18 protein-coding genes, 2 pseudogenes and 1 riboswitch are annotated in these 24,692 nt (G+C 38.1%); of the genes and pseudogenes, 6 read left to right on the forward strand and 14 right to left on the reverse strand.

All coding sequences use genetic code 11. From position 1 onward, the window contains the following. The first annotated feature begins 238 nt into the window (after window positions 1-238). A pseudogene (locus STRINF_RS10910) lies at window positions 239-4,612 on the forward strand (acyl-CoA dehydratase activase-related protein). Window positions 4,613-4,689: 77 nt separating this feature from the next. Here STRINF_RS10910 and STRINF_RS08435 read toward each other — a convergent pair. Then, window positions 4,690-5,070 carry a RidA family protein gene (locus STRINF_RS08435; RefSeq protein WP_006532694.1) on the reverse strand — a complete coding sequence of 127 codons (381 nt, stop codon included), beginning with the start codon at window positions 5,068-5,070 and terminating at the stop codon, window positions 4,690-4,692. A gap of 156 nt (window positions 5,071-5,226) precedes the next feature. After that, window positions 5,227-5,270, forward strand: a riboswitch (PreQ1 riboswitch). Between the two features lie 109 nt (window positions 5,271-5,379). On the opposite strand from STRINF_RS08435, the gene STRINF_RS08440 reads away from it, so the two are divergent. Continuing rightward, window positions 5,380-6,363: a nucleoside hydrolase gene (locus STRINF_RS08440; protein ID WP_006532695.1), complete on the forward strand. Its 984-nt coding sequence runs from the start codon at window positions 5,380-5,382 to the stop codon at window positions 6,361-6,363. A gap of 3 nt (window positions 6,364-6,366) precedes the next feature. Further along, entirely contained in the window at window positions 6,367-6,924 is a 558-nt protein-coding gene (locus STRINF_RS08445; protein WP_043878437.1) for a LytS/YhcK type 5TM receptor domain-containing protein, read from the forward strand. 36 nt (window positions 6,925-6,960) lie between these two features. On the opposite strand, the gene STRINF_RS08450 is transcribed toward STRINF_RS08445, so the two are convergent. From STRINF_RS08450 to STRINF_RS08475, 6 genes are all read right to left on the reverse strand, one after another. After that, window positions 6,961-7,245 carry a hypothetical protein gene (locus STRINF_RS08450; protein ID WP_006532697.1) on the reverse strand — a complete coding sequence of 95 codons (285 nt, stop codon included), beginning with the start codon at window positions 7,243-7,245 and terminating at the stop codon, window positions 6,961-6,963. 243 nt (window positions 7,246-7,488) lie between these two features. Next, on the reverse strand, window positions 7,489-8,835 hold the full coding sequence (gene asnS / locus STRINF_RS08455) for an asparagine--tRNA ligase (RefSeq protein WP_006532698.1): 1,347 nt from the start codon (window positions 8,833-8,835) through the stop codon (window positions 7,489-7,491). 18 nt (window positions 8,836-8,853) lie between these two features. Further along, window positions 8,854-9,297 (reverse strand): protease inhibitor I42 family protein, encoded by a 444-nt coding sequence (locus STRINF_RS08460; RefSeq protein WP_006532699.1) that lies wholly within the window; start codon window positions 9,295-9,297, stop codon window positions 8,854-8,856. Between the two features lies 1 nt (window position 9,298). Continuing rightward, complete coding sequence (locus STRINF_RS08465; RefSeq protein WP_006532700.1) at window positions 9,299-10,480, reverse strand: pyridoxal phosphate-dependent aminotransferase; 1,182 nt, start codon at window positions 10,478-10,480, stop codon at window positions 9,299-9,301. Beyond that, window positions 10,477-10,947 (reverse strand): cell wall elongation regulator TseB-like domain-containing protein, encoded by a 471-nt coding sequence (locus STRINF_RS08470; RefSeq protein ID WP_006532701.1) that lies wholly within the window; start codon window positions 10,945-10,947, stop codon window positions 10,477-10,479. The genes STRINF_RS08465 and STRINF_RS08470 overlap by 4 nt, the downstream gene beginning before the upstream one ends. Window positions 10,948-10,977: 30 nt before the next feature. Next, window positions 10,978-13,461 carry a bifunctional DnaQ family exonuclease/ATP-dependent helicase gene (locus STRINF_RS08475; protein WP_006532702.1) on the reverse strand — a complete coding sequence of 828 codons (2,484 nt, stop codon included), beginning with the start codon at window positions 13,459-13,461 and terminating at the stop codon, window positions 10,978-10,980. 125 nt (window positions 13,462-13,586) lie between these two features. On the opposite strand from STRINF_RS08475, the gene STRINF_RS08480 reads away from it, so the two are divergent. Together STRINF_RS08480 and STRINF_RS08485 are read left to right on the forward strand one after the other, a co-directional pair. Beyond that, window positions 13,587-14,228 carry an MBL fold metallo-hydrolase gene (locus STRINF_RS08480; RefSeq protein ID WP_006532703.1) on the forward strand — a complete coding sequence of 214 codons (642 nt, stop codon included), beginning with the start codon at window positions 13,587-13,589 and terminating at the stop codon, window positions 14,226-14,228. A gap of 107 nt (window positions 14,229-14,335) precedes the next feature. Next, window positions 14,336-14,938, forward strand: a pseudogene (locus tag STRINF_RS08485) (alpha/beta hydrolase). 33 nt (window positions 14,939-14,971) lie between these two features. Here STRINF_RS08485 and ftsX read toward each other — a convergent pair. From ftsX to STRINF_RS08520, 7 genes are all read right to left on the reverse strand, one after another. Next, entirely contained in the window at window positions 14,972-15,901 is a 930-nt protein-coding gene (ftsX, locus tag STRINF_RS08490) for a permease-like cell division protein FtsX (RefSeq protein WP_043878438.1), read from the reverse strand. Continuing rightward, on the reverse strand, window positions 15,894-16,586 hold the full coding sequence (gene ftsE, locus STRINF_RS08495; RefSeq protein ID WP_006532706.1) for a cell division ATP-binding protein FtsE: 693 nt from the start codon (window positions 16,584-16,586) through the stop codon (window positions 15,894-15,896). Before ftsE ends, ftsX begins: the two co-directional genes overlap by 8 nt. A gap of 47 nt (window positions 16,587-16,633) precedes the next feature. Beyond that, window positions 16,634-17,729 (reverse strand): peptide chain release factor 2 gene (gene prfB / locus STRINF_RS08500; RefSeq protein WP_115283762.1). Its coding sequence is split into 2 segments (ribosomal slippage): window positions 16,634-17,656 and window positions 17,658-17,729, totalling 1,095 coding nucleotides; the frame shifts between segments, so codons are not numbered across the junction. Window positions 17,730-18,144: 415 nt separating this feature from the next. After that, on the reverse strand, window positions 18,145-18,792 hold the full coding sequence (locus STRINF_RS08505) for an HAD family hydrolase (RefSeq protein ID WP_043878439.1): 648 nt from the start codon (window positions 18,790-18,792) through the stop codon (window positions 18,145-18,147). A 96-nt stretch (window positions 18,793-18,888) separates the two neighbouring features. Further along, window positions 18,889-21,570: a cation-translocating P-type ATPase gene (locus STRINF_RS08510; protein WP_006532709.1), complete on the reverse strand. Its 2,682-nt coding sequence runs from the start codon at window positions 21,568-21,570 to the stop codon at window positions 18,889-18,891. Between the two features lie 226 nt (window positions 21,571-21,796). Continuing rightward, window positions 21,797-22,183: a YwiB family protein gene (locus tag STRINF_RS08515; protein ID WP_006532710.1), complete on the reverse strand. Its 387-nt coding sequence runs from the start codon at window positions 22,181-22,183 to the stop codon at window positions 21,797-21,799. 70 nt (window positions 22,184-22,253) lie between these two features. Continuing rightward, window positions 22,254-23,132 (reverse strand): sulfite exporter TauE/SafE family protein, encoded by an 879-nt coding sequence (locus STRINF_RS08520; RefSeq protein ID WP_043878440.1) that lies wholly within the window; start codon window positions 23,130-23,132, stop codon window positions 22,254-22,256. Window positions 23,133-23,227: 95 nt separating this feature from the next. On the opposite strand from STRINF_RS08520, the gene STRINF_RS08525 reads away from it, so the two are divergent. Next, window positions 23,228-24,529: an HD domain-containing protein gene (locus tag STRINF_RS08525; protein WP_006532712.1), complete on the forward strand. Its 1,302-nt coding sequence runs from the start codon at window positions 23,228-23,230 to the stop codon at window positions 24,527-24,529. Window positions 24,530-24,692: the final 163 nt, after the last annotated feature.

Genomic DNA, 24,692 nt, shown 5'->3' on the forward strand with positions numbered 1-24,692 from the left:
CGCCCAAAATTAGCGATTGCAATTGACAATGAGTGTTTTATAATACTATTATAACAAACACTCTGTTGAATAAGCAACAACTTGTTGTGGCATTAACACTGTGTTAGATATCGTAAGAAAGGATTGAAATAGTGTTAAAGAACAGCCGACGTAACTATATTATTCGTTGCTAGATAATGAGTCATTTTTAGGAATGATATTTATCTACTACCTTCTAACACTTTTAGGTTTTTTATTAATGTATAAAGCAGGTATAGATGTCGGATCGACCACTGTTAAAGTTGTCATTTTCGATGATAATTATCAGTTACTATTTTCACGTTATGAGCGTCACTTTTCAGACGTCAAAACAGCAACTATCAAGGTTTTAAATGAAGCTATCTCAGAAATTGGTGACCACAAGGTCAGTATTGCCATAACTGGTTCTGGGGGAATGGGCTTAGCAGATGTTGCTAAAATTCCATTTGTCCAAGAAGTTATCGCAGCCACTACTACCGTTGAAAAATTCATCCCACAAACTGATGTCGTCATTGAACTTGGTGGTGAAGATGCCAAAATGACCTTTTTTGGTGATACTCTTGAACAACGTATGAACGGGACATGTGCCGGTGGTACAGGTGCCTTCATCGACCAAATGGCTGGACTTTTAAAAACAGATGCCAACGGGGTCAATGAACTTGCCAAAGGTTACGAAACCATTTACCCAATTGCCAGCCGTTGTGGGGTATTTGCTAAAACTGACGTCCAACCCTTAATCAATGAAGGGGCCAGAAAAGAAGACATTGCAGCTTCGATTTTCCAAGCCGTTGTCAATCAAACTATTGCTGGATTAGCTTCTGGGCGTAAAATCACTGGAAATATTGCCTTTCTTGGTGGACCGCTCTTTTTTATGAGTGAACTTCGTAAGCGTTTCATTGAAACCCTTGATATCAAACCAGAACATGTGATTTTCCCTGAAAATCCACAACTTTTCGTTGCCATGGGAGCTGCTCTTGATGAGAACCAAACCCAAATCAACTTATCTGGAATCATTCATAATTTAGAAAATAATACTTCAAAATCCCTAGTTCCTAAAAATACTCTTGATGTTCTTTTCAAAGATCAAGCTGAACTGGATGCTTGGCGCGCCCGTCACGATGAAGCTAGCGTTGAATACAAAGACATTACCACTGCTTCTGGGCCTCTTTTCCTTGGTATCGATGCAGGATCAACCACTTCAAAAGTTGTCCTCACAGATCCTAAAGGAGCTATTTTATTCCAACACTATGGCAATAACCAAGGACAACCTCTTGAAAATGTTATTTCTATCCTAAAAGAACTCTATCTCCAATTGCCAGAAGATGCTTTCATTGCTCGTTCTTGCGTGACTGGATATGGTGAAAATTTGATTAAAGCTGCTCTTCACGTTGACTACGGTGAAGTTGAAACCGTTGCTCACTTTAAAGCTGCCAACTACTTCAACCCAGGTGTTGATTTTATCCTTGATATTGGTGGTCAAGATATGAAAGCCATGAGTGTTCGCGATGGCGCTTTATCGAGTATCCAACTAAACGAAGCTTGCTCTTCAGGTTGCGGCTCATTTATTGAAACCTTTGCCAAATCTCTTAAATACGATGTCAAAGATTTTGCCAAAGTTGCTCTTCTTGCTAAGCACCCCGTTGACCTCGGCTCACGCTGCACAGTCTTTATGAACTCTAAGGTAAAACAAGTTCAAAAAGAAGGGGCTACGGTTGCTGATATTTCAGCAGGACTTTCATACTCTGTCATCAAAAACGCCCTTTACAAAGTTATCAAATTAAAACGTCCCGAAGATTTGGGTGAGAAAATCGTCGTTCAAGGTGGAACTTTCTACAATGAAGCTGTTCTTCGTGCCTTTGAACTCGTCAGCGAACGCGAAGTCGTTCGACCAAGCATTGCTGGACTTATGGGAGCTTATGGCTGCGCTATTATCTCTAAAGAAAAATATGAAGATGAACTAGCCAACCAAGAAGCTACTCTTGAAGTCAGCGCGGTACAGTAAAGGAGGAATTGCATGACTGAAACATCACTTACAGCCAATCACACTAAGTCAAGTTTGATGGGGCTCGAAGAACTCGATCAATTTACTACTCAAAAAGAATTCACTCGTTGCGGCATGTGTGAAAACAACTGTGCACTGACTGTTACCATCTTCAACGACGGCTCAAAATTCGTTACTGGTAACCGCTGCGAACGCGGTGCTGAAAAAGTAACTAAAATCAAATTCGACCGCAGCAACCAAAAAGAAAATCTGGTTGATTACAAATATAAAAAACTCTTTAAATTTAAAGCACTCTCAAAACGTGACGCTGTCCACGGTGTCGTTGGAGTTCCACGTGTGCTCAACATGTACGAAAATTACCCACTTTGGCACACGGTCCTTACTGACTTGAAGTTTCGTGTTCAAATCTCACCAAAATCAGACAAACGTTTATTTGAAAAGGGAATCGAAACCATCCCAAGTGATACGGTTTGTTACCCTGCCAAAATGGTGCACGGTCACATTCAAAGTTTAATCGACCGCAAAGTAGATGCTATTTTCTACCCTAGTGTCATTTACGAACAAATTGAAAATAGCAAAGCACCTAACCACTACAACTGCCCAATCGTCCAAAGTTATCCAGAAGTCATTGAAAAAAACATGGACCCTATCCGAAATGGTGAGGTCAAATACTTCCATCCATTTGTTAACTTGGCCGACCATGAATCTGTTGTCAAATCACTTGTCAAAAGCTTTGCTGATTATGATGACATTACAGAAGCTGATATTCGCGAAGCCGTTGAACATGGTTACCAAGTCTTAGCTGACTTCAAGAAATATTTGCAAGACAAGGCAGATGAGCTCCTTAGCAAGCTAGCCCTCAACAATGAAAAAGCGATTGTGCTTTCTGGTCGTCCATATCACCTTGACCCTGAAATCAACCACGGGATTGCTAACATCATCACCCAAGAAGGTTTCCACGTTTTAACAGAAGATATGGTATCAGGTTTAGAAGAGGTAGCTGGTCTGCGCGTAGTTAACCAGTGGGTCTACCACTCACGTTTATACGCTGCTGCTAAAGTAGTCTCTAAAAATCCTAATCTTGAATTAGTCCAATTAAATAGTTTTGGTTGCGGACTTGATGCTGTAACAACGGACCAAGTCGAAGAAATCATGCGAGCTCACAACAAACTTTACACTGTGCTAAAAATCGATGAAGGAAGCAACCTCGGTGCTATCCGTATTCGTCTTCGTTCCCTCAAAGCAGCCGTTGAAGAACGTGATAAGAAAGCTAAAAAAGCCAATCTTGACCACATTTTCAACCAAGCACCACAATTTAATAGCTCTGTTGATATTGAAGAAGTTAAAGAACCTGTCTTCACTAAAGAAATGAAGAAAAAACACACTCTTCTTATGCCGATGCTTTCACCTATTCACCAAAATGGTCTTATTGAAGAAGCCTTCAAACAAGCCGGTTATAACGTTGCTATTTTACCAGCTATGGACCGAAAAGCCGTTGATGTTGGTCTAAAATATGTCCACAATGATGCTTGCTACCCTGCTATTATCACTATCGGTCAGCTGATTGAGGCACTTCAAAGTGGTAAATACGATCTCGAAAATACCAGTGTTATGATGACGCAAACAGGTGGTGGTTGCCGTGCAACAAACTATATTCCACTCTTACGAAAAGCTCTAAAAGATGCCGGATATCCTCAAATTCCTGTTGTTTCTGTTTCTATGGGAAATCAAGGTACCGAAGAAACACCTGGTTGGAATATTACTTTACCATTTGTAAAACGTCTACTTATCAGTGTGCTTTATGGTGACCTCTTTGAGCGTGTGCTTTACCGTGTCCGTCCATATGAAGCCGTTCCAGGTTCTGCCAATGCTCTGTATGAAAAATGGTTAGAAATTGCCCGTAAAAATGTCAAATTAGGCTCATACTTCGAGTTCAATCACAATATGAAACGTATCATCAAAGAGTTTGACACACTTGAAACCATTGATTTTGGACAAAAACCACGAGTTGGTGTGGTAGGAGAAATTTTAGTTAAATATGCTCCTACAGCAAATAACGATATCGTTGCTATCATTGAAAATGAAGGTGGTGAAGCCGTTGTACCAGACTTGATTGGCTTTATGAATTACTCACTTTTCAACCAGATTTGGAAAGCTGACGAACTTAACATGAGTCAAAAATCAAAACGCTTAGCTAAACTTGGTATCGATGCTATCAATCTTCTTGAAAAACCAATGAATAAAGCTCTTGAAAAATCTGAGCGTTTCGAAGGAATTGAATCCATCTACGATATTGCAAAAGGTGCCGCAAAAGTCGTTTCAATCGGTAACCACACTGGTGAAGGTTGGTTCTTGACTGGTGAAATGATTGAATTACTAAATAACGGTGTTAAAAATATCGTTTGTCTTCAACCATTTGGTTGTCTTCCAAACCACATCGTCGGAAAAGGAATGCTAAAAGAACTCCGCCGACAATTCAAAGGTGCCAATATCTCACCAATCGATTACGACCCAGGTTCATCAGAAGTTAACCAATTAAACCGTATCCGCTTGATGATGACAACCGCCAAAAAAATGCTAAAAGCAAATTAATCAATCTAATGCAATAGAAAAAAGTTCGCCGAGAGAGTAGCGAACTTTTTTCGTGTCAAATAATATTAAGAGAACATCTAGTCGAGATAAGCGATGACTTCAATTTCTACCTTGACGTCTTTTGGCAAACGAGCAACTTCAACAGCAGAGCGCGCTGGGAAATCAGCTTTAAAGGCCGTAGCATAAACTTCATTAAATGGAACAAAGTCATCCATGTCGCTTAAGAAACATGTCGTTTTAACCACATGGTCAAAATCAGTACCTGCTTCTGCTAAAATCGCAGAAATATTTTTAAGGACTTGTTTGGTTTGTTCTTGAATGCTTGTCCCAATAACTTCACCAGTTTCAGGTGACAAAGGAACTTGACCTGAAGCAAAAAGGAAGTTACCAACAACTTTTCCTTGAACATAAGGACCAATTGCTGCTGGCGCTTTGTCCGTGTGAATTGTTTTCGCCATAAATTTTCACCTTCTCTCAAATAGATTAGGATTATTATAACAAAATATTCTGAAAATTGAAACATATTAATAAATAAAAATGCATTTATTTTCAAATATTTACAAAAAGGCGATTTGTTTATATAATAGAAGGCGTGCATAATCAAAAGTACTACTTTTGGACTGGTTCGAAAACTCCCAGAATAAAAAACTAGCTATCTACAAATTGAGACCTGCTCTTTGTTGAGCGTCTTTTTTGAGTGGCTTTGTTTTTTAGAAAACAAGGTCATTTTTTATTTTCTATAATTATTCTTAAGAAAGGAGGAAAAGATGACTAAGCAAAAAATTATTATCGATTGTGATCCTGGTATCGACGATACACTTGCACTACTTTATGCCCTTAAACATCCAAATTTAGAAGTCGTTGCAATCACCATCGTCGCTGGAAATTGTCCAACAGATATCGGCGTTAAAAATACTTTTACAAGCCTAGAACTGCTTGATCGACTAGATGTTCCTGTCTACCAAGGAGCTAGTACACCGCTAACACGAGATTACATTTCTGCCCAAGATACTCATGGTATGGACGGGCTTGGCGAAAATAATTTCCAACTCAAACACACTCCTCATATTCAAGATAAATCAGCAGAGCAATTTTTAGCCGATTACTTTAAAGCCCCTACAGATACTTCTATCATTGCCCTAGGTCCGTTAACCAATATCGCAAAAGCTCTTGAACTAAATCCTAAGCTCGGCGAAAACTGTCACCGTTTTGTCAGCATGGGAGGAAATTTCAAATCACACGGCAATTGTTCACCTGTTGCTGAATACAACTACTGGTGCGACCCTCATGCGGCACAAATCACTTTTGAACGTTTAGGTCGCAAAGTCGAAATGGTCGGGCTTGACGTCACTCGCCACATTGTCTTAACACCAAATCATTTAGAATATATGAGTCGTATTAACGCTGAAATGACAGCATTCATCACAAAGATTACCCGTTTTTACTTTGATTTTCACTGGAAATACGAACATATCATTGGCTGTGTGATTAATGACCCTCTTGCATTGGCATATTTTGTCAACAGTGAGGTCTGCACAGGTTTTGAGGCTTACACTGATGTTGTTACTGACGGCATCGCTATTGGGCAAACTGTCGTCGATCAATACGATTTTTACCACAAACCTAAGAACAGTACTATTTTGACTCAGGTTAACCCAAGCCTATTCTGGGAAGATTTTCTAACCGTACTTTTAGATGCACAAAAAGACATCATTCAAGATGATCTCAAAAATCTAAAGTTAGAAAGTTAAATTATGAAAAATTCATCAATTCGTATCATTTCTTTTATGGCAATTGCCATTGCAATTAACTATATCGGCGCAAATATCGCTTTATTCTTACGTCTGCCAATTTATCTTGATATGATTGGAACATTGTTGGTCGCTGTTGTCTTTGGACCATGGCTTGGTGCTGGTGCTGCCATTGTCAGCGCATTAATCAGCTGGATGACGACTGATATCTTTGCTATTTACTTTGCACCTGTAGCTATCGTAGCTGCTTTTATTGCAGGTTTCTTAGTTAAAGAAACAAGCAAATCAAAAGACTTAATCTGGAAAAGCTTACTTGTCTCACTTCCTGGAACAGTTGTTTCATCAAGTATCACAGTCATTCTTTTCCATGGTATTACTTCAAGTGGTTCTGGCATCTTGGCACAAATTCTTCACAGCTTAGGCATTGACATGACAGCAAGTTTAGTTTTGGTTCAAGCCATTACTGACTATGCTGACCGTCTCATTAGCCTTGCTTTGGTACTTGCTATCATCAAATCACTCAAAACTTTTGCGCCAAACCTTATGACTGCTAAAAACTAAAACAAAAATCCCAACCAATTAGGCTGGGATTTTAACTTATGTCAAGGTCTGACAAGTAATCGAAGCAATTGCCTCATGCTTCCCTAAATCTGAAAAGTGTTCCTGCAAAGCTCTGATAAAAAAAGTTTTACTAAAGAAAGTATCTCTTACTAAGCTTTTAAAGCTATCTGAAAGAGTTTCTTGCCAGATTTGTAAATCATGCTCAACTAAACCTACTTGTCGTTTAATCTGTTCTAGAAGCGGGTGCGACACCCTTTTTAGGTCTAGTGCAATACAAAATGTCTTATCAAAAAAGGTAATTTTCGCGATATAAGTTATCATGTTAATCACCTCTCACAAGAGATTTTAGCAAATATTTCTTAAATAAACTTAAAAATCCTGAACTTTTGAGTTCAGGATTTAATAATATTTATTAAGGTTTAATACCACTCCTTAGTCAAATCTCGCCTCACTTCGCTCCGCTGATTTGACACGCTAAGCCCTATTGGAACTTAGCTAAAGTACTGACTGGCTTTTAGAATGAAAAAGTTTCGTTTTCATTCTAAAAGCGTCGCGGTCAACTTTCTAAGGTTTAATACGGTGTAGCATACGTGGGAATGGAATTGCTTCACGAATGTGTTTAGTTCCAGCTACGAATGTTACCATACGCTCGATACCGATACCGAATCCAGCGTGTGGCACTGAACCATATTTACGAAGGTCAAGGTAGAATTCATATTCTGATTTATCCATACCAAGGGCATCCATTTTAGCAACAAGTGTATCGTAGTCATCTTCACGAACTGAACCACCGATGATTTCTCCGTATCCTTCTGGTGCAAGAAGGTCAGCACACAAGACGCGTTCTGGGTTATCAGGAACTGGTTTCATGTAGAAAGCTTTAAAGCTTGCTGGGTAGTTGATAACAAATGTTGGTACACCAAAGTAATTTGAAATCCAAGTTTCGTGTGGTGAACCAAAGTCGTCTCCGTGTTCTAGGTGTTCATAATCAGCATCTTCATCATTTTCGTGTTCTTGAAGAAGATCGATAGCATCATCGTAAGATACACGTTTGAATGGTTCTGCAATGTATTTTTTAAGCAAATCAACATCACGTTCCAAGATTTCAAGAGCTTGTGGAGCACGGTCAAGAGCACCTTGGATAAGTGCTTTAACATAAGCTTCTTGAAGATCAAGAGATTCTTCGTGTGATAGGAATGAATATTCAGCATCCATCATCCAGAACTCAGTCAAGTGACGACGAGTTTTTGATTTTTCAGCACGGAATACAGGACCAAAGTCAAAGACACGACCAAGTGCCATAGCACCAGCTTCAAGGTACAATTGACCTGATTGGCTCAAGTAAGCAGGTGTACCAAAGTAGTCAGTTTCAAACAATTCTGTTGAATCTTCAGCAGCGTTTCCTGACAAGATTGGGCTATCAAATTTGATGAAACCATTTTTATCAAAGAAATCATATGTAGCGTAGATGATAGCGTTACGGATTTGCATGATAGCCATTTGTTTACGTGAACGCAACCACAAGTGACGGTGATCCATCAAGAAATCAGTACCGTGTTCTTTTGGAGTGATTGGGTAATCTTCTGAATGACCAACGATTTTAAGGTCAGTCACATCAAGTTCGTAACCAAATTTTGAACGTGAATCTTCTTTTACGATACCAGTGATAAGGATAGAAGTTTCTTGGCTAAGGTGTTTAATTGTGTTGAATTTTTCAGTTCCTTCTTCTTCACCGTATTTTTCGATAAAGTTTGGTTTGAAAGCAACTGCTTGGAAGAATGCTGTCCCGTCACGAAGTTGTAAGAAAGCAATTTTTCCTTTTCCTGATTTGTTAGCTACCCAAGCCCCTATTGTGACTTCTTCGCCAACATGATCTTTAACATCAATAATTGATACGTAATCTTTAGACATAATTCCTCTTTTCGAATATTACTCTGACAGTTTTGTCAGTTTAATCTTATTAATTTTAGTTTTTGAACTACTGATAGTAACGCGGTAAGTCAATTCTTTTTTACCGCCTTCCCAATCTTGGCAATAGGTTAAATGAAATTGCGTCTGACCAGCTTTTTTGACTTTTCCGGTCACACGACTGTAGCCACCAGACCCGACTCGATTGTCTTTACTAGGATAAGCTTGATAAACAATATCATCTAAGGTGTAATTTTCCTTATCCACATCACTGGCAGTCCAAGTATAACCAGTCGTGCTGTTGCTAGCCAGATCAATCTCAAAACGCATGCCCTTGGAAGTAACCGAGTAATCCCCCAGTTTGGTTAATTCTGGGGAAGTTGGTTTAAAATGAATGCCAAGTCCAACTGCAACAATTCCTGAAAAAGCAACTAATGCAATAATAAGTTTTCGTTTTTTGGACATCTTATTTTTCCATGAATGCTTTCAAACGTCTTACAGCTTCTTTCAAAGTATCCATATCAGTCGCATAGCTCAAACGAACATTCTCAGGAGCACCGAAACCAGCACCAGTAACAAGAGCTACTTCTGCCTCTTCAAGAATAGCTGTTGTAAAAGCAGTCACATCAGTGAAGCCTTTCATTTCCATCGCTTTTTTCACGTTAGGGAAAAGATAGAAAGCACCTTGAGGTTTAATCACTTCAAAACCAGGAACTTCGCAAAGCAATGGATAAATGGTATTAAGACGTTCTTCGAAAGCCTTGCGCATAACTTCAATAGAATCTTGTGAACCAGTAAATGCTTCAATTGCTGCGTATTGTGACACTGCCGTTAAGTTTGAAGTGGTTTGGCTGATAACTTTTGCCATACCTGAGATGATTTCTTCATTACCAACCGCAAAACCAACACGCCAACCAGTCATGGCATAAGTTTTTGAAGTACCATTTACAACAACTGTTTGATTTCTGATAGCTTCAGAAATTGTTGAAATTGGTGTGAATTCATTTCCATTATATACCAAACGACCATAAATATCGTCTGCCAAAATTAAGATATTGTGTTCAACAGCCCAATTACCAATTACTTCTAATTCATCACGGCTGTAAATCATACCAGTTGGATTAGATGGTGAATTCAATAAAAGAACTTTTGTTTTATCTGTACGAGCAGCTTCAAGTTGTTCTACAGTAGCTTTAAAGTCATTTGCTTCAGTTGTCGCAACTGTTACAGGAACACCATCAACCATTTTAACTTGATCGACATAAGACACCCAACATGGTGTTGGAATAATAACCTCATCGCCTGGATTAAGAACAGTTGTAAAGAAAGTATAAAGAATGTATTTAGCACCTGTTGCAACAACCACTTGATTACGATTAACTGAGTAACCGTAGAAATTTTCCATGTAATTGTTGATTGCATCCTTCAATTCTGGAAGACCAGAAGCGACAGTGTAGAAGCTTGCTTTACCATTTTGAATAGCTTCTATTGCTGCATCTTGGATATTCTTAGGAGTTACAAAATCAGGTTCTCCCAAAGTTAGTGATAGAATATCACGTCCTTGTGCTTTCAAGGCTTTGGCACGCGCACTTGCTGCTAAAGTCACACTTTCTTTCATGTTCAACACGCGATTTGATAAGTTTGTCATATGCCCTCCTTCTTCACGAGCTCACTTGTTTCAAAATTCACAAGATAATAACCATCAGTAGCTGTGACTTCCCAAATTGGGGTCTTGCCATCAATTCCGTAAACAACTTTTGAAATACCAGTCGCCCCATTTGCTGCAGCTACTTGCTCAGCTTGTTTACGACTAATCCCATCAGTGACAGAATAAACAAATACCTTACCATTGTCTTCACCTACAGCAACAATCTTCTGATCACCTGATGCTGTCGTTCCAAAAACACTATAGTATGTCTTAGAACCATTATAAAGGTCAACAGAAGACGTTTTAACTAAATCAGCTTTTTCAATGGCTACTTGGGTCGCCAATTTTGCTGCTCTCTGTCTTGGTTGCATTGCCAAATCCAAAATAGTTGCAGCAGAAATCAAGAGAACTAATAAAATCAAGCTAAAACCAAGTAAAAATTGTTTTACTGGAGTTAATTTTTTCATTTACTTCTCCCTTTTTGTTTATCCCTTTTATTATAGCAGAAAATTCTTTATTTCAGTGAGACTCTTTGAAAATTTTTGATGAGAAATATAAAATTCTTCAGATAATGCATCACTGATTATTTTTCCGTACGATTTTGTCAAAATTCGTGGGTCAAGCAAAAGCACAGCCGAACGTTGATTTTCACGTCTCATGGTTCTTCCAATAGCTTGTTTTAGTTTTAAAATAGCCAACGGTAAAGAATAATCATTGAACGGTGATTTAGCTTGCGCTAGCAAATGATTGCTGATTTTCTGAACGAATAAATCTTTTGGATTTTCAAATGGTAAACGTGTAATGACCTCAATCATTTTATCGGATTGTACAAAATCCACACCTTCCCAGAAAGCACCAGTCCCAAGTAAAATATGACTTTCACCACGTTCAAAACGACGCTTAACATTGTAAGCTGTACCGTTTTTCTCTTGTGTCAGATGATGAAGGTCCATCTCATCTAAAAGCTCTGAAACATCAAACATGGCTTTCTTAGAGTTAAATAACACTAGCATTTGCTCATCTAATTGCCTAATTTGATAAATTCGCTCAGCAATCGCATCAGCGTATACTTCATCTGAAATTTCAGCAACATTTGGCATTTCTTCATCAATCCAAATACGTTGTGACGTTTGCTTGTCTCGCTCAATGCTCATGTAATGGTACTGCTCAAAACCAAGCAAATCTGCAAGACTAACCTGCGGACTGATGTGCAATGTCGCAGAAACCATGTAAGTCTTGCGTGTTTCTGGCAAGAATTCTTGGAAATTCAAGAGTTCATCACTACTTGCATTCAAATAGGTCTGACGTTTTTCATTTTCAAAACTTGTCTCAAACCAAAAATCCGTAAATGGCTGTGCAAATAGGGATAACAAATCTTCCAAGCACAGATAACGCCACTCAGGATTAAGAGCAAGCAACTCTTTAGCAGCTTGTTCTACTCGGTTAACATCTTCTGTCGTCACATAAATTTCTTGATTTTGATAAAAACGTGTGGCAAGATGACTCAATTGGAAAGAAAGACTCTCAATCAAACGTTTTTCAAGCGTTGGCAGGGCAGCATCCAAATGCTTTTCAAGTTTTTGAACCAATTGCGTTACATTAACACGACGTCGTGAAAATTGTTCTAAGTTCAAAATCAATTTTTGCGCTTCGTCAAATACCAAAATTTTCTTAGCCGCAAAAGCCTTATCATCTTGAACACGTTCTAAGAAATACGCATGATTAATAATTAAAAGCTTACTATGCTTAGCATTTTCATAAGTACGATTCCAAAAATCGACATCCTTATACAAGGATTTTTCACTCAGATTACCATCATGCTTAATCTGTTCAAAATAAGCCTCAAAACGCTGCTTCTGTCTGATTTCATCCAAATCTCCCGTTAAAGTTTCTGTTAACCAGACAAGCAATTGCATTTTATAACGATTAACTAGGCGATTGTCCCCTTCTCGGTGCAAGGTTTCCGCAAAAGAATCCAACTTAATATAGTTGCCAGGTCCTTTGATGGATTGGCAAGAAATGTTAAAGACTTCTTGAATCTTTTTAGCTTCATTAGCCATGATTTGGTCTTGTAAAATCTTTGTTGGCACTGAAACAATAATTTGCTCATCTTGTGCTAGCTGCAAAAGTGGCAAAAGATAGCCATAAGTTTTTCCGAGACCAGCCTGAGCTTCTAAGAATAAGATTTTTGAACTTTGAAAATCATCTTTAACCATTTGAGCAAATCGGCTCTGCTTCTCACGCGCATCCAAGCCTAGAAGTGCCATATTTAACTCAAAATCATCAGACAACTTACGTTCACTGCCAATGGCTTTTGCACGTCGTAAAATCAAACCACCAACTTCTTGGTAATCTTTTTTTGACATGACTTTCGCCTTTTTAAAGCTCTCCTCAACCAACATTCCCGTTTCAAATAAGAGATTATCAGAAAAAGGTAAGAGTTGTTCTAGCAATTCTTTTGGCAGACTTTCCATTTTTTCTTTTAGTTTTAACAATAGCTGAGCAGTCGCATAAGCATCGGAAATAGCCGTGTGCGCATCTGTCAAATCTAGTTGTAAAACATCTGCTAGGTGACCTAGCGTGTATTTTTCAAGGGTCGGATAGAAAACTTGTGATAACTCAACCGTATCGACAAGCGGCGTACGTAGTTCGTATCCTTCTAAGAATAATTTTTCTGCTAAAAGATTGGCATCAAATTTCACATTGTGAGCCACAAATACACAGTCCGAAATCAAGTGATAAATTTCTTGAGCAACTTTTGAAAAATCTGGCGCTTTTGCCAATTGCTCATCTGTTATCCCTGTTAAATGAATAATGTGTTCAGTTAAGGCCTCGTGCGGATTAACATCCGTTTGATAGGTCTTCACAATCTGATCATTTTCAATAATGACAATGCCAACCTGAATAATTTCTGCCATTGCGTGGGCACCCGTTGCCTCCAAATCCACAACAGCATATTTTTGAGAATTAACTTGCATCATAATATTTAAATTATACCATTTTTAAAGCCCACATTCACCTAATCCAAAAAATAAGATAGCGAAAAAATTGCGTTTGGCAAAAGAGATTGTATGACTTTTAAAGACTTTTTTGATACACTTTTTTTATGAAGATTTTTAGATTATTAAACCACGTTGCACGTGAAAATACCTACTTATTGGTCAATGACCAAGCTATCATTGTTGTTGACCCTGGTAGCAATACAGATAAAATTAAAGAAAAAATTACGGCTATTGATAAACCCATAGCTGCTATCTTAATCACACACGCTCATTATGACCATATTATGGGGCTTGATGTGATTCGTGATGCTTTTGGACAGCCTCCTGTTTATATCTCTGAAAAAGAAGCGTCTTGGCTTTATTCACCCAAAGATAATTTCTCAGGCTTAGACCGTCATGCTGACATGGATGATGTGATTTTAAAACCTGCCGAGTACCACTTTCAATATCAAGAAGATTATGTATTAGCTGGTTTTCGTTTTCAAGCACGTCAAACACCAGGACATTCATGGGGAAGTGTTTCGCTAGTTTTCCCTGATGATGACCTTGTTCTCACTGGTGATGCGCTCTTTCGTGAAACCATTGGACGAACTGATTTGCCAACTGGTAACGCAGAACAATTACTAAATAGTATCAAAACTGAACTCTTTAGTCTTCCAAATCACTTCACCGTATACCCTGGTCATGGTCGTGAAACGACTATTGCACATGAAAAGAATTTTAACCCATATTTTAACACACTATGAAAAAAATTAAAAAATGACTACTCTACTTTTTGGTTTGTTTAACAACTCTGCTTGTTCTAGGCCTTGGTTTTATTCGTTATAAAACCTACCAAGCGCATCAAAGTTTCATGGCAGCTGCTAAATCCGCTAAAATCACAAAGGACTATCTACTCTTTTAAAGTAAAGAAAGCGCAAAAGCAACTATTATCTTTTACCAAGGTGCTCTCGTTGAGGAAAAAGCCTACGCTAATTTAGCAAATGATTTAGCCGAATCAGGATATAATGTTTACATCTTGAAAACACCCCTAAATCTACCTGTGCTATCGAGTAAAAAAGCTTTAGCCATCATCAAAGAAAAAAACTTAAAAAATGTCTACCTCGCTGGGCACTCACTAGGTGGCGTTGTTGCCTGCATGAACGCTGATGCAGCCAAAACAAACGTTACTGGTTTAATTCTTCTTGCAAGCTATCCAAGTGAGAAAACAGACTTATCAAAAGACAAGCTAAAAGTTCTCTCAATCACAGCTAGCAAAGATAAAATCCTTAAATGGAACCATTATAACAAAGCTAAAAAGAGACTTCCGCAAGATACAAAATACGTCAATATCTCTGGAGGTAATCACAGCGAATTTGGAGATTATGGTCACCAAGCAAAAGATGGAAAAGCAAGTATTTCTCAAAAAGAACAAGAAAAAGAAATTACTACAGCTATTACAAGCTTTATAAATTAAAACAACTTCTGAAAATCAGAAGTTGTTTTTTTATTAAATTTTAAGATAACGTCTCATTGAGATAACTGAACCAAGTGATCCAATAAGAATACCCACAACGAACATACCACCAATAATCATTGGAAGGAATGTATCCGCAGGATATAGAGTCAATCCTTGTACTTCAAATTGTGGATTTACTGATGCGTAAACAGCTTTATAGCCAAAGTAAATGATGATTGATGGAACAATTGCCCCAAGCAAACCAACCCAAGCACCTTCAAAGAAGAATGGGCCACGGATATAAGAGTTCTTCGCACCAACCAAACGCATGATTTCAATATCACGGTGACGAGACATGATAGTCATACGAATCGTATTTGAAATCAAGAAAATAGCTACAACAACGAGAAGAACAGTACCTGCAACTCCCCATGTGCGGATAAATTTAGAAATCTTGAAGAGTTGATCTGAGTTTGAACCACCATAGTTAACTGATTCAACACCTTCAATTTTAGAAATTTTATTAGCTAATTTCTTAACTTTTGATGCTGATGTCGCTTCTACAACGTAAACATCTTGCAATGGATTTGAATCTCCATCAAACATTGCCCAGTCATCACCATATGTTTCTTTCAACTTAGCTAATTGGTCATCTTTACTTGAGAAAGTAACTGATTTAACACCAGAAAGTGCATTGATTTGGTCATAAACTTGGTGATAAGCATCATTTTGAACAGTTTCACCAACTTCATTTGTTTTTGTTTCTGAATTATCAGCAGAGTTAACATCCAAATAAACACTAATTTGAATATTATTTTCAATACCTTGAGCAATTTTTTCAATGTTCAAGAGCACAGCTGCAAAAATACCAACAAGTGTCAATGTAATCGCAACTGAGCTGACTGATGCAATGGTCATCCAGATGTTTCGTTTTAAACTTTTAATAGATTCCCATAAGTGGCGGAAAAAGTGTCTAATCATTATATCCGTATTCTCCTTCCTCTTCATCACGTACAATACGTCCTTCTTCAATTGCGATAACGCGATGGCGAAGATTATCAACGATTTGTTTGTTGTGTGTTGCCATTAGAACGGTTGTTCCTTGAAGGTTGATACGTTCTAACAATTGCATGATTTCCCAAGAAATTTCTGGGTCAAGGTTACCAGTTGGTTCGTCAGCAATCAAAACTTTTGGATTGTTAACGATGGCACGCGCAATTGCCACACGTTGTTGTTCACCACCAGATAGTTGATCAGGGAATGAACGCATTTTGTGTTTAAGCCCGACAAGTTCAAGCACTTCAGGCACACGTTTTTTGATTTCACGTGGCTTTTCACCAATTACTTGCATGGCATAAGCAACGTTTTCAAAAATAGTCTTCTTAGGAAGAAGTTTGTAATCTTGGAAGACAACGCCAATGCTACGACGTAAAATCGGGATTTGACGTTTTTTCATTTTTGTAAGGTTAAATTCCCCAACTTTAAGTGTCCCAGCAGAGACTTTTTCTTCGCGGTAAAGCAATTTAATGAAACTTGATTTACCAGCACCAGAAGGACCAACAATATAAACAAATTCACCTGGGTTGATAGATACATTAATATCTCTCAAAGCAGTTGTTGAGCGGTGATACTTTTTAGTTACACCTTTCATTTCAATTAATGCCATTTGTATTTTCCTTTACGATTTTGTTATCCAAAAATTTTACTTTTAAATTAATCAATTCGCCATTTCAAGAAAGCGTCGATGAAGCCATCAATGTCACCATCCATGACTTTATCGACTTGAGCAACTTCATAGCCTGTACGGTGGTCTTTAACCATTGTATATGGAGTGAAGACGTATGAGCGGATTTGACTTCCCCAAGTGATTTCTTTTTTATCACCTTTAAGAGCATCCACTTCTTGCGCTTTTTTCTCTTGTTCTAATTGATAAAGTTTTGCTTGCAACATTTTCATGGCGCGGTCACGGTTACCGTATTGAGTACGGTCAACAGTTGACGCAACAACGATTCCTGTTGGAATGTGGGTCAAACGGATACCAGTAGAAACCTTGTTGACATTTTGTCCACCAGCACCACCTGAACGGAAAGTATCCATCTTGATATCATCATCACGAATTTCAACTTCAACCGTATCATCCAATTCTGGCATTACTTCGACAGAAGAGAATGATGTGTGACGACGTTTAGCTGAATCAAATGGTGAGATACGAACCAAACGGTGAACACCCATTTCTGATTTCAAAAGACCATATGCATTTGGACCTTCAAAAGAAAGAGTCACTGATTTGATACCAGCTTCATCACCAGCTTGGTAGTCAAGGGTTTCAACTTTAAAGCCTTTGGCATTTCCATAACGTGTATACATACGGAAAAGCATATCAGCCCAGTCTTGAGCTTCCGTACCACCTGATCCTGGGTGAATTTCCAAGATAGCATTATTACGGTCGTATGGTTCTGATAGAAGAAGTGTCATTTCATAACTTGTCATGATTTTATCAAGTTTTTCAAGAGTTTCTTCTAACTCAGCTTGAATAGAATCATCTTCATCTAACATTTCCAAATATAGTTCTGTCTCATCAGACAATTCTTGCATCTCGTTAAATGTTTCATAGGTTTGTTTCAAACCGTTCAATTCTTGAGATGTTTTCTGCGCTGCAATGTTGTCATTCCAAAAATCTGGCTCAGTCATTTTATTTTCAAGAAGCGCAATGTCTTCTTCCAAACGATCTAAGTCAAAGAGACCTCCTGAAGCTAGTCAACTTCTCTTGATTTTCTACTATTTTTTGGCGGATTTCAGCCACTTCCATGAGATAACTCCTTTATTAAGATATTAAGTTCGTTAAACGAGTATAACAAAAATAGGAATTTTGACGGAGAGCTCTTAAGCTCTAGGAAAAATTATCTTTTTTGCACAACTCGTAGAACGTATTCTGTTAACATAAGATATTAAGTTCGTTAAGAAAGCAAAATGAAAATAGGAATTCAATGCTGTGTCTCATGACACAAGGAGAATTATCTTTTTCACTCTGCTTTTTAGACTTAATTAATCAAATCTATAATCAGTTTATCTTTACTTTTTGACACTTTTATAGATTTCCTTACTGCCTTTTTATTTTATCATAAAGGCTATAAAATTGCTATTGGCTAACATTAGCAGCCATTTTCTTTACCTAGCTTAGGCTACTATTCCTAAAACAATTACTTTTCAATATGACAATGCCTTTAAACTTCTTTTTCAATTACTTGCACAGCTTCGGTTAAACTATCAACTAAAAGGCTAGCTTGTGATTGATCAATGCCAAATACTTTATCACGAATAGCAATCACTCGCACACCTGCCGCTACTCCAGCTTGAATTCCTTTTTGACTATCTTCAATAATAACAATATTACCTTTATCGAATCCTAATTTAGCACAAGCAGCATTGTAAATTGCAGGATTTGGTTTACCTTCTTTAAAATCATCACCTGTCAAAATGTAGGTAAAATATTCAATCAAACCACATTTCTTCAAAGCTCGTTCAACATCTTTTCGCACAGTGTTTGAAGCCAATGCTAAGACAAATCCTTTTGCCTTTAAATCAGCTAAAACTTTTTTAGCATCTGGAAAAATTAATTGGCTATAATCTGGTCGATGAACATTTTTATAAGCAGTGTACTCTGCTTCCAAAGCTTTTGTATCATAGTCTGAAATCTTGTCGCCTAAAATTTTTTCCCAGAACTGATCCATCCGTCCACCTACAAAAAATTTAGGTGGCAAATGCTTGATAGAAATGCCTTTACTTCCTAAAAATGCCTCACGACGGTCAAAATAAAAATTCTCAGTGTTAAATAAAACACCATCCATATCAAATATAATCGCTTTAATCATGAAAGCCTCCCCAGAATATTCTACCATAAATTTTTCAAAGATTTTCAGAAAGCAAAAAAGCTAGGACAATTTGTCCTAGCTAATAGTTAGCATATTTTAAATAGCTTTTTCATCTTGACCAAGGGCACGTTGGATAGCTTTGACAATTTCTGTCAAAACAACCATGAGCAAGCTTCCGATGATGACTGCTAACCATTGTGTCACACTCAAGTGTGAAACGTGGAATAATTGGTTAAATCCAGGTACTACAATAGTTACCATCAATAGTAGGAAGGCTACTGGAATTGCCCTGTTAAAGGTTCTATTTCTGAAAGCTCCAACTGTAAAGATTGATTGGTAAACAGACTTAACGTTAAAGGCATGGAGCAATTGAATCAAACCAAGAGTTGCAAACGCCATTGTCAAAGCATCTTCGTGCATCATGCGGTTTGAAGCATGTTCTGGGAACATCAATGCCCATCCGTAAACACCTAAAACAAGTAAAGTTTGGAAAATACCTTGATAGATAATTGCGCCCATAACCCCACCATCAAAGAAGTTTGATTTACGTCCACGAGGTTTGTGAGTCATCACATCTGGTTCAGCTGGTTCAACACCAAGCGCAATCGCTGGTAGCGTATCTGTTACCAAGTTAATCCAAAGAAGGTGTACAGGTTGAAGAACATCCCAACCAAATAGTGTGGCAAAGAAGATTGTGAGGACTTCTGCCATATTAGCTGAAAGAAGGTATTGAATTGATTTTTGGATATTAGAGAAGACCTTACGTCCTTCTTCAACAGCGACGATAATCGTTGCAAAGTTATCATCAGCAAGGACCATGTCAGAAGCCCCTTTAGAAACTTCTGTACCAGTAATCCCCATGCCGATACCGATATCAGCTGTCTTAAGTGATGGTGCATCATTAACACCGTCACCAGTCATGGCAACAACTTTACCTTCATTTTGCCAAGCTTTAACGATACGGACTTTGTGTTCAGGAGACACACGTGCATAAACTGAATATTGTTTGAAAACTTTTTGGAATTCTTCATCTGACAATTCATTAAGTTCAGCACCTGTGAAGACGTGGTCTTGACCGTCATCTTCAATGATACCAAGACGTTTAGCAATAGCTTCTGCTGTATCTTGGTGGTCACCAGTAATCATAATTGGACGAATACCAGCTTCCTTAGCAACAGCAACAGCTTTCGCTGCTTCTGGACGTTCTGGGTCAATCATTCCGACAAGACCTGAGAAAATCAAATCAGACTCAACAATTTCTGATTCAAGCGTTGGCACTTCAGAAACATATTTATAAGCCATCATCAAAACACGAAGAGCTTGTTTTGCAAGGTCTTTATTGACTTGCAAAATAGCTTGCTTCTCATCAGCTGTAATATCACGAACTTGACCATTTTCTTCGATACGAGTCACACGTTTAAGCAATTGATCTGGTGCACCTTTAACAGCAACAAGGTACTTACCATCAGCTTCTTTGTGAATCGTTGACATTAATTTACGTTCAGAATCGAATGGTAATTCTGCCACACGTGGTTCTTTTTTAAGAACTTCACGAATGTCAAAACTATGGTCAAGACCAAATTGAACAAGTGCTGTTTCAGTTGGGTCTCCGATTAATTTACCATTTGGATCAATTTTTGTATCATTGGCAAAGTTCATGATACGAAGTGTGTTGTTATCAGCTGAAATTTCGCTAGTAGCATTTTGCAATTGACCATTTGTGTACACTTTTTCAACTGTCATTTGGTTCATTGTCAATGTCCCTGTTTTATCTGAGGCAATGATTTCTGTAGAACCAAGTGTTTCAACAGCTGGCAATTTACGAACGATAGCATTACGTTTGGCCAAGGTTGTTGTCCCCATTGACAAAACGATTGTTACAATGGCTGGCAAACCTTCTGGAATAGCAGCAACAGCAAGTGCAACGGCAACCATTAATCCGTTAAGCGGAGCTTCACCACGAACAAAGACACCGATAAGGAAAGTAACAGCAGCAATCCCTACAATCAAGTAAGTCAATACTTTAGACAATTGGTTAAGGCTTTGTTTAAGTGGTGTGTCTGTTTCATCTGCATTTGCAAGCATATCAGCAATTTTACCAACTTCGGTAAACATACCAGTGTTAACAACCACACCAACACCACGTCCGTAGGTAACATTTGAGTTTTGGTAAGCCATATTCACACGGTCACCGATACCTGCATCAGCTGGAACATCAACAGACAAATCTTTCTCAACTGGAACAGATTCACCGGTCAAAGCTGCTTCTTCAATTTTCAATGATGCAGCTTCTAAAAGACGCATATCTGCTGGAACAACATCCCCTGCTTCAAGCATGACAATATCACCAGGCACTAATTCGCGTGAGTCAATTTCCACCACATGGCCATCACGACGAACACGCGCAATCTGACTAGACATGTCTTTTAGTGCTTCAATCGCTGCTTCTGCTTGACCTTCTTGGTAAACACCAAAGGCTGCGTTCAAGATGACAACAGCAAGAATGATTAAAGCATCTGTCAATCCGTGCATTCCTTCTGTAATAACAGAAAGAGCCGCAGCGACCAACAAAATGATAATCATCAAATCTTTGAACTGATCGATGAATTTCGCAAACAAACCACGTTTTTCACCTTCATCAAGTTCATTGTGACCAAATTCGTCCAAGCGTTTTTGAGCTTCGTCTGTAGACAAACCATCACGTGATGACTTCAGAGTTTCCAATGTTTCATCTTTGCTCTGTGTATAAAACAGAGCTTTACTTTGTTCTTTAGACAAAATAACTTCCTCCTATGGTCTCCTCTATAGAAAAAGAGACCTGTTTTTTTAAAACAAGTCTCGCTGTTTAAGACAGGGCCGGAAATTTCTTTCGTAATGACGACCATGTCACGGGCTTTACCCGTCTGCTACTCCCTTGAATACAAAGTAATCATATCAATTTTAAAACCATTTGTCAACTAAACACATGAGTCTCAAGGCTTGATACATCAAGCTTTGGTTAAGCTTACAACCACTTAATTTCTAGCTGATAGTTCGCAAAAACATTATCTCCTTCAATTTGTTTTAGTTGATAGTGGATTTTAAGATTTTGCTCTTTGGTATCCAACTCATAAACACTGGTTTGTGTTTGTAAATGTTGCATACCAACTGGAGTTGGAATAGCAACTAAAGCTGGCAGTTCGCGATGAAATCGCATGATTGATTTTGGCATTGAAAAACGTGTCATAATCAACTCTTGGTCATTACACTTAAGCATAACCGTTTCTTTTTCTTCATTGGTGTAGGTAAGGTAGATATGACCATTTTTTTCGGTTAATTTGACTGGGTATGATTGCTCAACTAACTCAACTTGTCCATCTAAATCAATTTTATTCTTAATATGAAGTTTCATCTAAGTAAGCTTCTTCCTTTCTCTAAAATTATACCAATTCTTTCTTCGGAAAGCTAATAATAACGCTGGTTTAACGCTTAATCGCTGATGAACGAAACAAACTTGTTCCAGTAAAAATAGCGATGAAAACAATCAGTATTTTAAACTTATTGATATCCAGCTGACTGAGGAAAAATGCTGCTGTCAAAACACCAAAAGAACCACCAATAATGATACCTAGAACCCCCGGCCAATTCACACGACCAGATTTAATAAATTCTGTCGTACTTGCTGACATGATAACTGCTGCGTCAAGCATCATCACTGGAAGTGCAATCGACGGATTAATCCCAAGCATTGAAAAGAAAATCAATTCTGGAGCATAGTTTCCTAATCCCATGGTCATCAAAATACCAATCGTAAAATTAAACACTATACCAACCAAAAGCCAAATGCCGTGAAGACCGTGAACACCGTCACCCATTCCTGCACTAGGATTTGCAATCATGCGATAAACCATGATAAGCGCAGCAATAATCAACAGCGTTCCTAAAGCTCTTTGAACATGACGTGTGTCCCAGTTTTTCGTAAGACGTGTACCGACAAGAGCTCCCACAAAAGAAGCCGTTGCCATCGCTAACAAGGTTGGCAATTCCACTTTCACAATCGTGATAAAGCAAAGTGCCTCAATCAAGACTGGAATGACGTGAGCAGTTGATAAGGTTGCAGGAATCTGTTTATCATCCTTGACTAATTTTGTTGCCTTAAAAAGCGCCGTACTAGTCGCAAACGTTCCAATTCCTAAAGTATCTAGTAAATCTGTCAGATAGCCTATCCATAGACCTGTCCAGAATCTTTCCTTTAAATTAATTTTATTTTTCTTGGCATGCAAGATGATATTTCCAAAAATCCAAATAATTAAGAAAACCAAAAAAATCTGGATTAAACGTAAGATAAATTCATTTGTCATAGACTCCATTATAAGCAATTTTTTAAATTTCGTAAACAAGATTATTTCAAGAGTTAAACCCTTAGCTTTTTTAGCTTTTTTGTTATAATGAAACTATGAATGAAAAAGTATTTCGTGACCCTGTTCACAATTATATAACCGTCAATCATCCGGTCATTTATGACCTTATCAATAGTAAAGAATTTCAGCGTCTACGTCGTGTCAAACAAGTCTCGACAACTGTTTTCACCTTTCATGGCGCTGAGCACAGTCGCTTTTCACACTGCTTAGGCGTTTATGAAATTGCTAGACGAGTAACTGAGATTTTTGATGCCAAATTTCCAGAGATTTGGGATTCTAATGAAAATCTTTTAACCATGGTAGCAGCCCTCTTACACGATGTGGGGCATGGTGCTTATTCACACACTTTTGAAAAGCTTTTCGATACTGACCACGAAGCTATTACTCAAGAAATTATCACTAGTCCTGACACGGAAGTTAATGCGATTTTACGCGGAGTATCCCCAGATTTTCCTGAAAATGTGGCAAGTGTCATCAACCACACTTACCACAACAAGCAAGTGGTGCAACTCATCTCTAGCCAGATTGACTGCGACCGAATGGATTACCTTTTGCGCGACTCCTACTACAGTGGAGCAAGATATGGTCAATTTGATTTGACACGCATCTTGCGTGTTATTCGTCCAACAGCTGACGGCATTGTCTTTGAATATAACGGCATGCACGCTGTCGAAGACTACATTGTGAGTCGATTTCAAATGTACATGCAAGTCTATTTCCACCCCGCTAGCCGAGCTATGGAAGTCTTGCTGCAAAATCTCTTAAAACGTGCTAAATACCTTTATCACATTGATAGCCACTTCTTTAAAAAAACGTCACCAAATCTCATTCCATTTTTAACTAATCAAGCTAGTCTAGCCGATTATTTATCGCTGGATGATGGTGTGATGAACACTTATTTTCAAGCTTGGATGGCTGCTGAAGATGACATTCTAGCAGATTTAGCCAGCCGTTTTGTTAACCGTAAGGTTTTCAAATCCGTAACTTTCGAAGAAGAATCTCGTAAGGACCTCAGTCATTTAGTTGAATTGGTAAAATCTGTTGGTTTTGACCCAGACTATTACACTGGTATTCATGTTAATTTTGATCTTCCTTACGATATTTATCGCCCAGAAAAGAAAGAACCTCGCACTGAGATTAACATGATTCAAAAAGATGGTTCAGTTGTTGAATTATCAACTATCTCACCAATTGTCAAAACTTTGACAGGTACCATTTATGGCGATAGACGTTTTTACTTTCCAAAAGAAATGCTCAGTGATGATGACTTATTTGCACACACCAAAAAGGAATTTATGAGCTATATCTCAAATGATCATTTTGTCTCACCCAATTAAGAAGTTAGAAATGAAACTAATGACAAATTGTCTAGGTTTCACCTAGCTTCTTTTCTTTGTTTAAAATGAAAACGGTACCTCTTAGAATTCCTTGTGTTCCCCATGACAAATAAGCCACTTTTTAGTAAGATATATAGGTAGAGATTCTTTAGGAGGGGTAAAC

It is taken from the genome of Streptococcus infantarius subsp. infantarius ATCC BAA-102 (assembly GCF_000154985.1).
Lineage (GTDB): Bacteria > Bacillota > Bacilli > Lactobacillales > Streptococcaceae > Streptococcus > Streptococcus infantarius.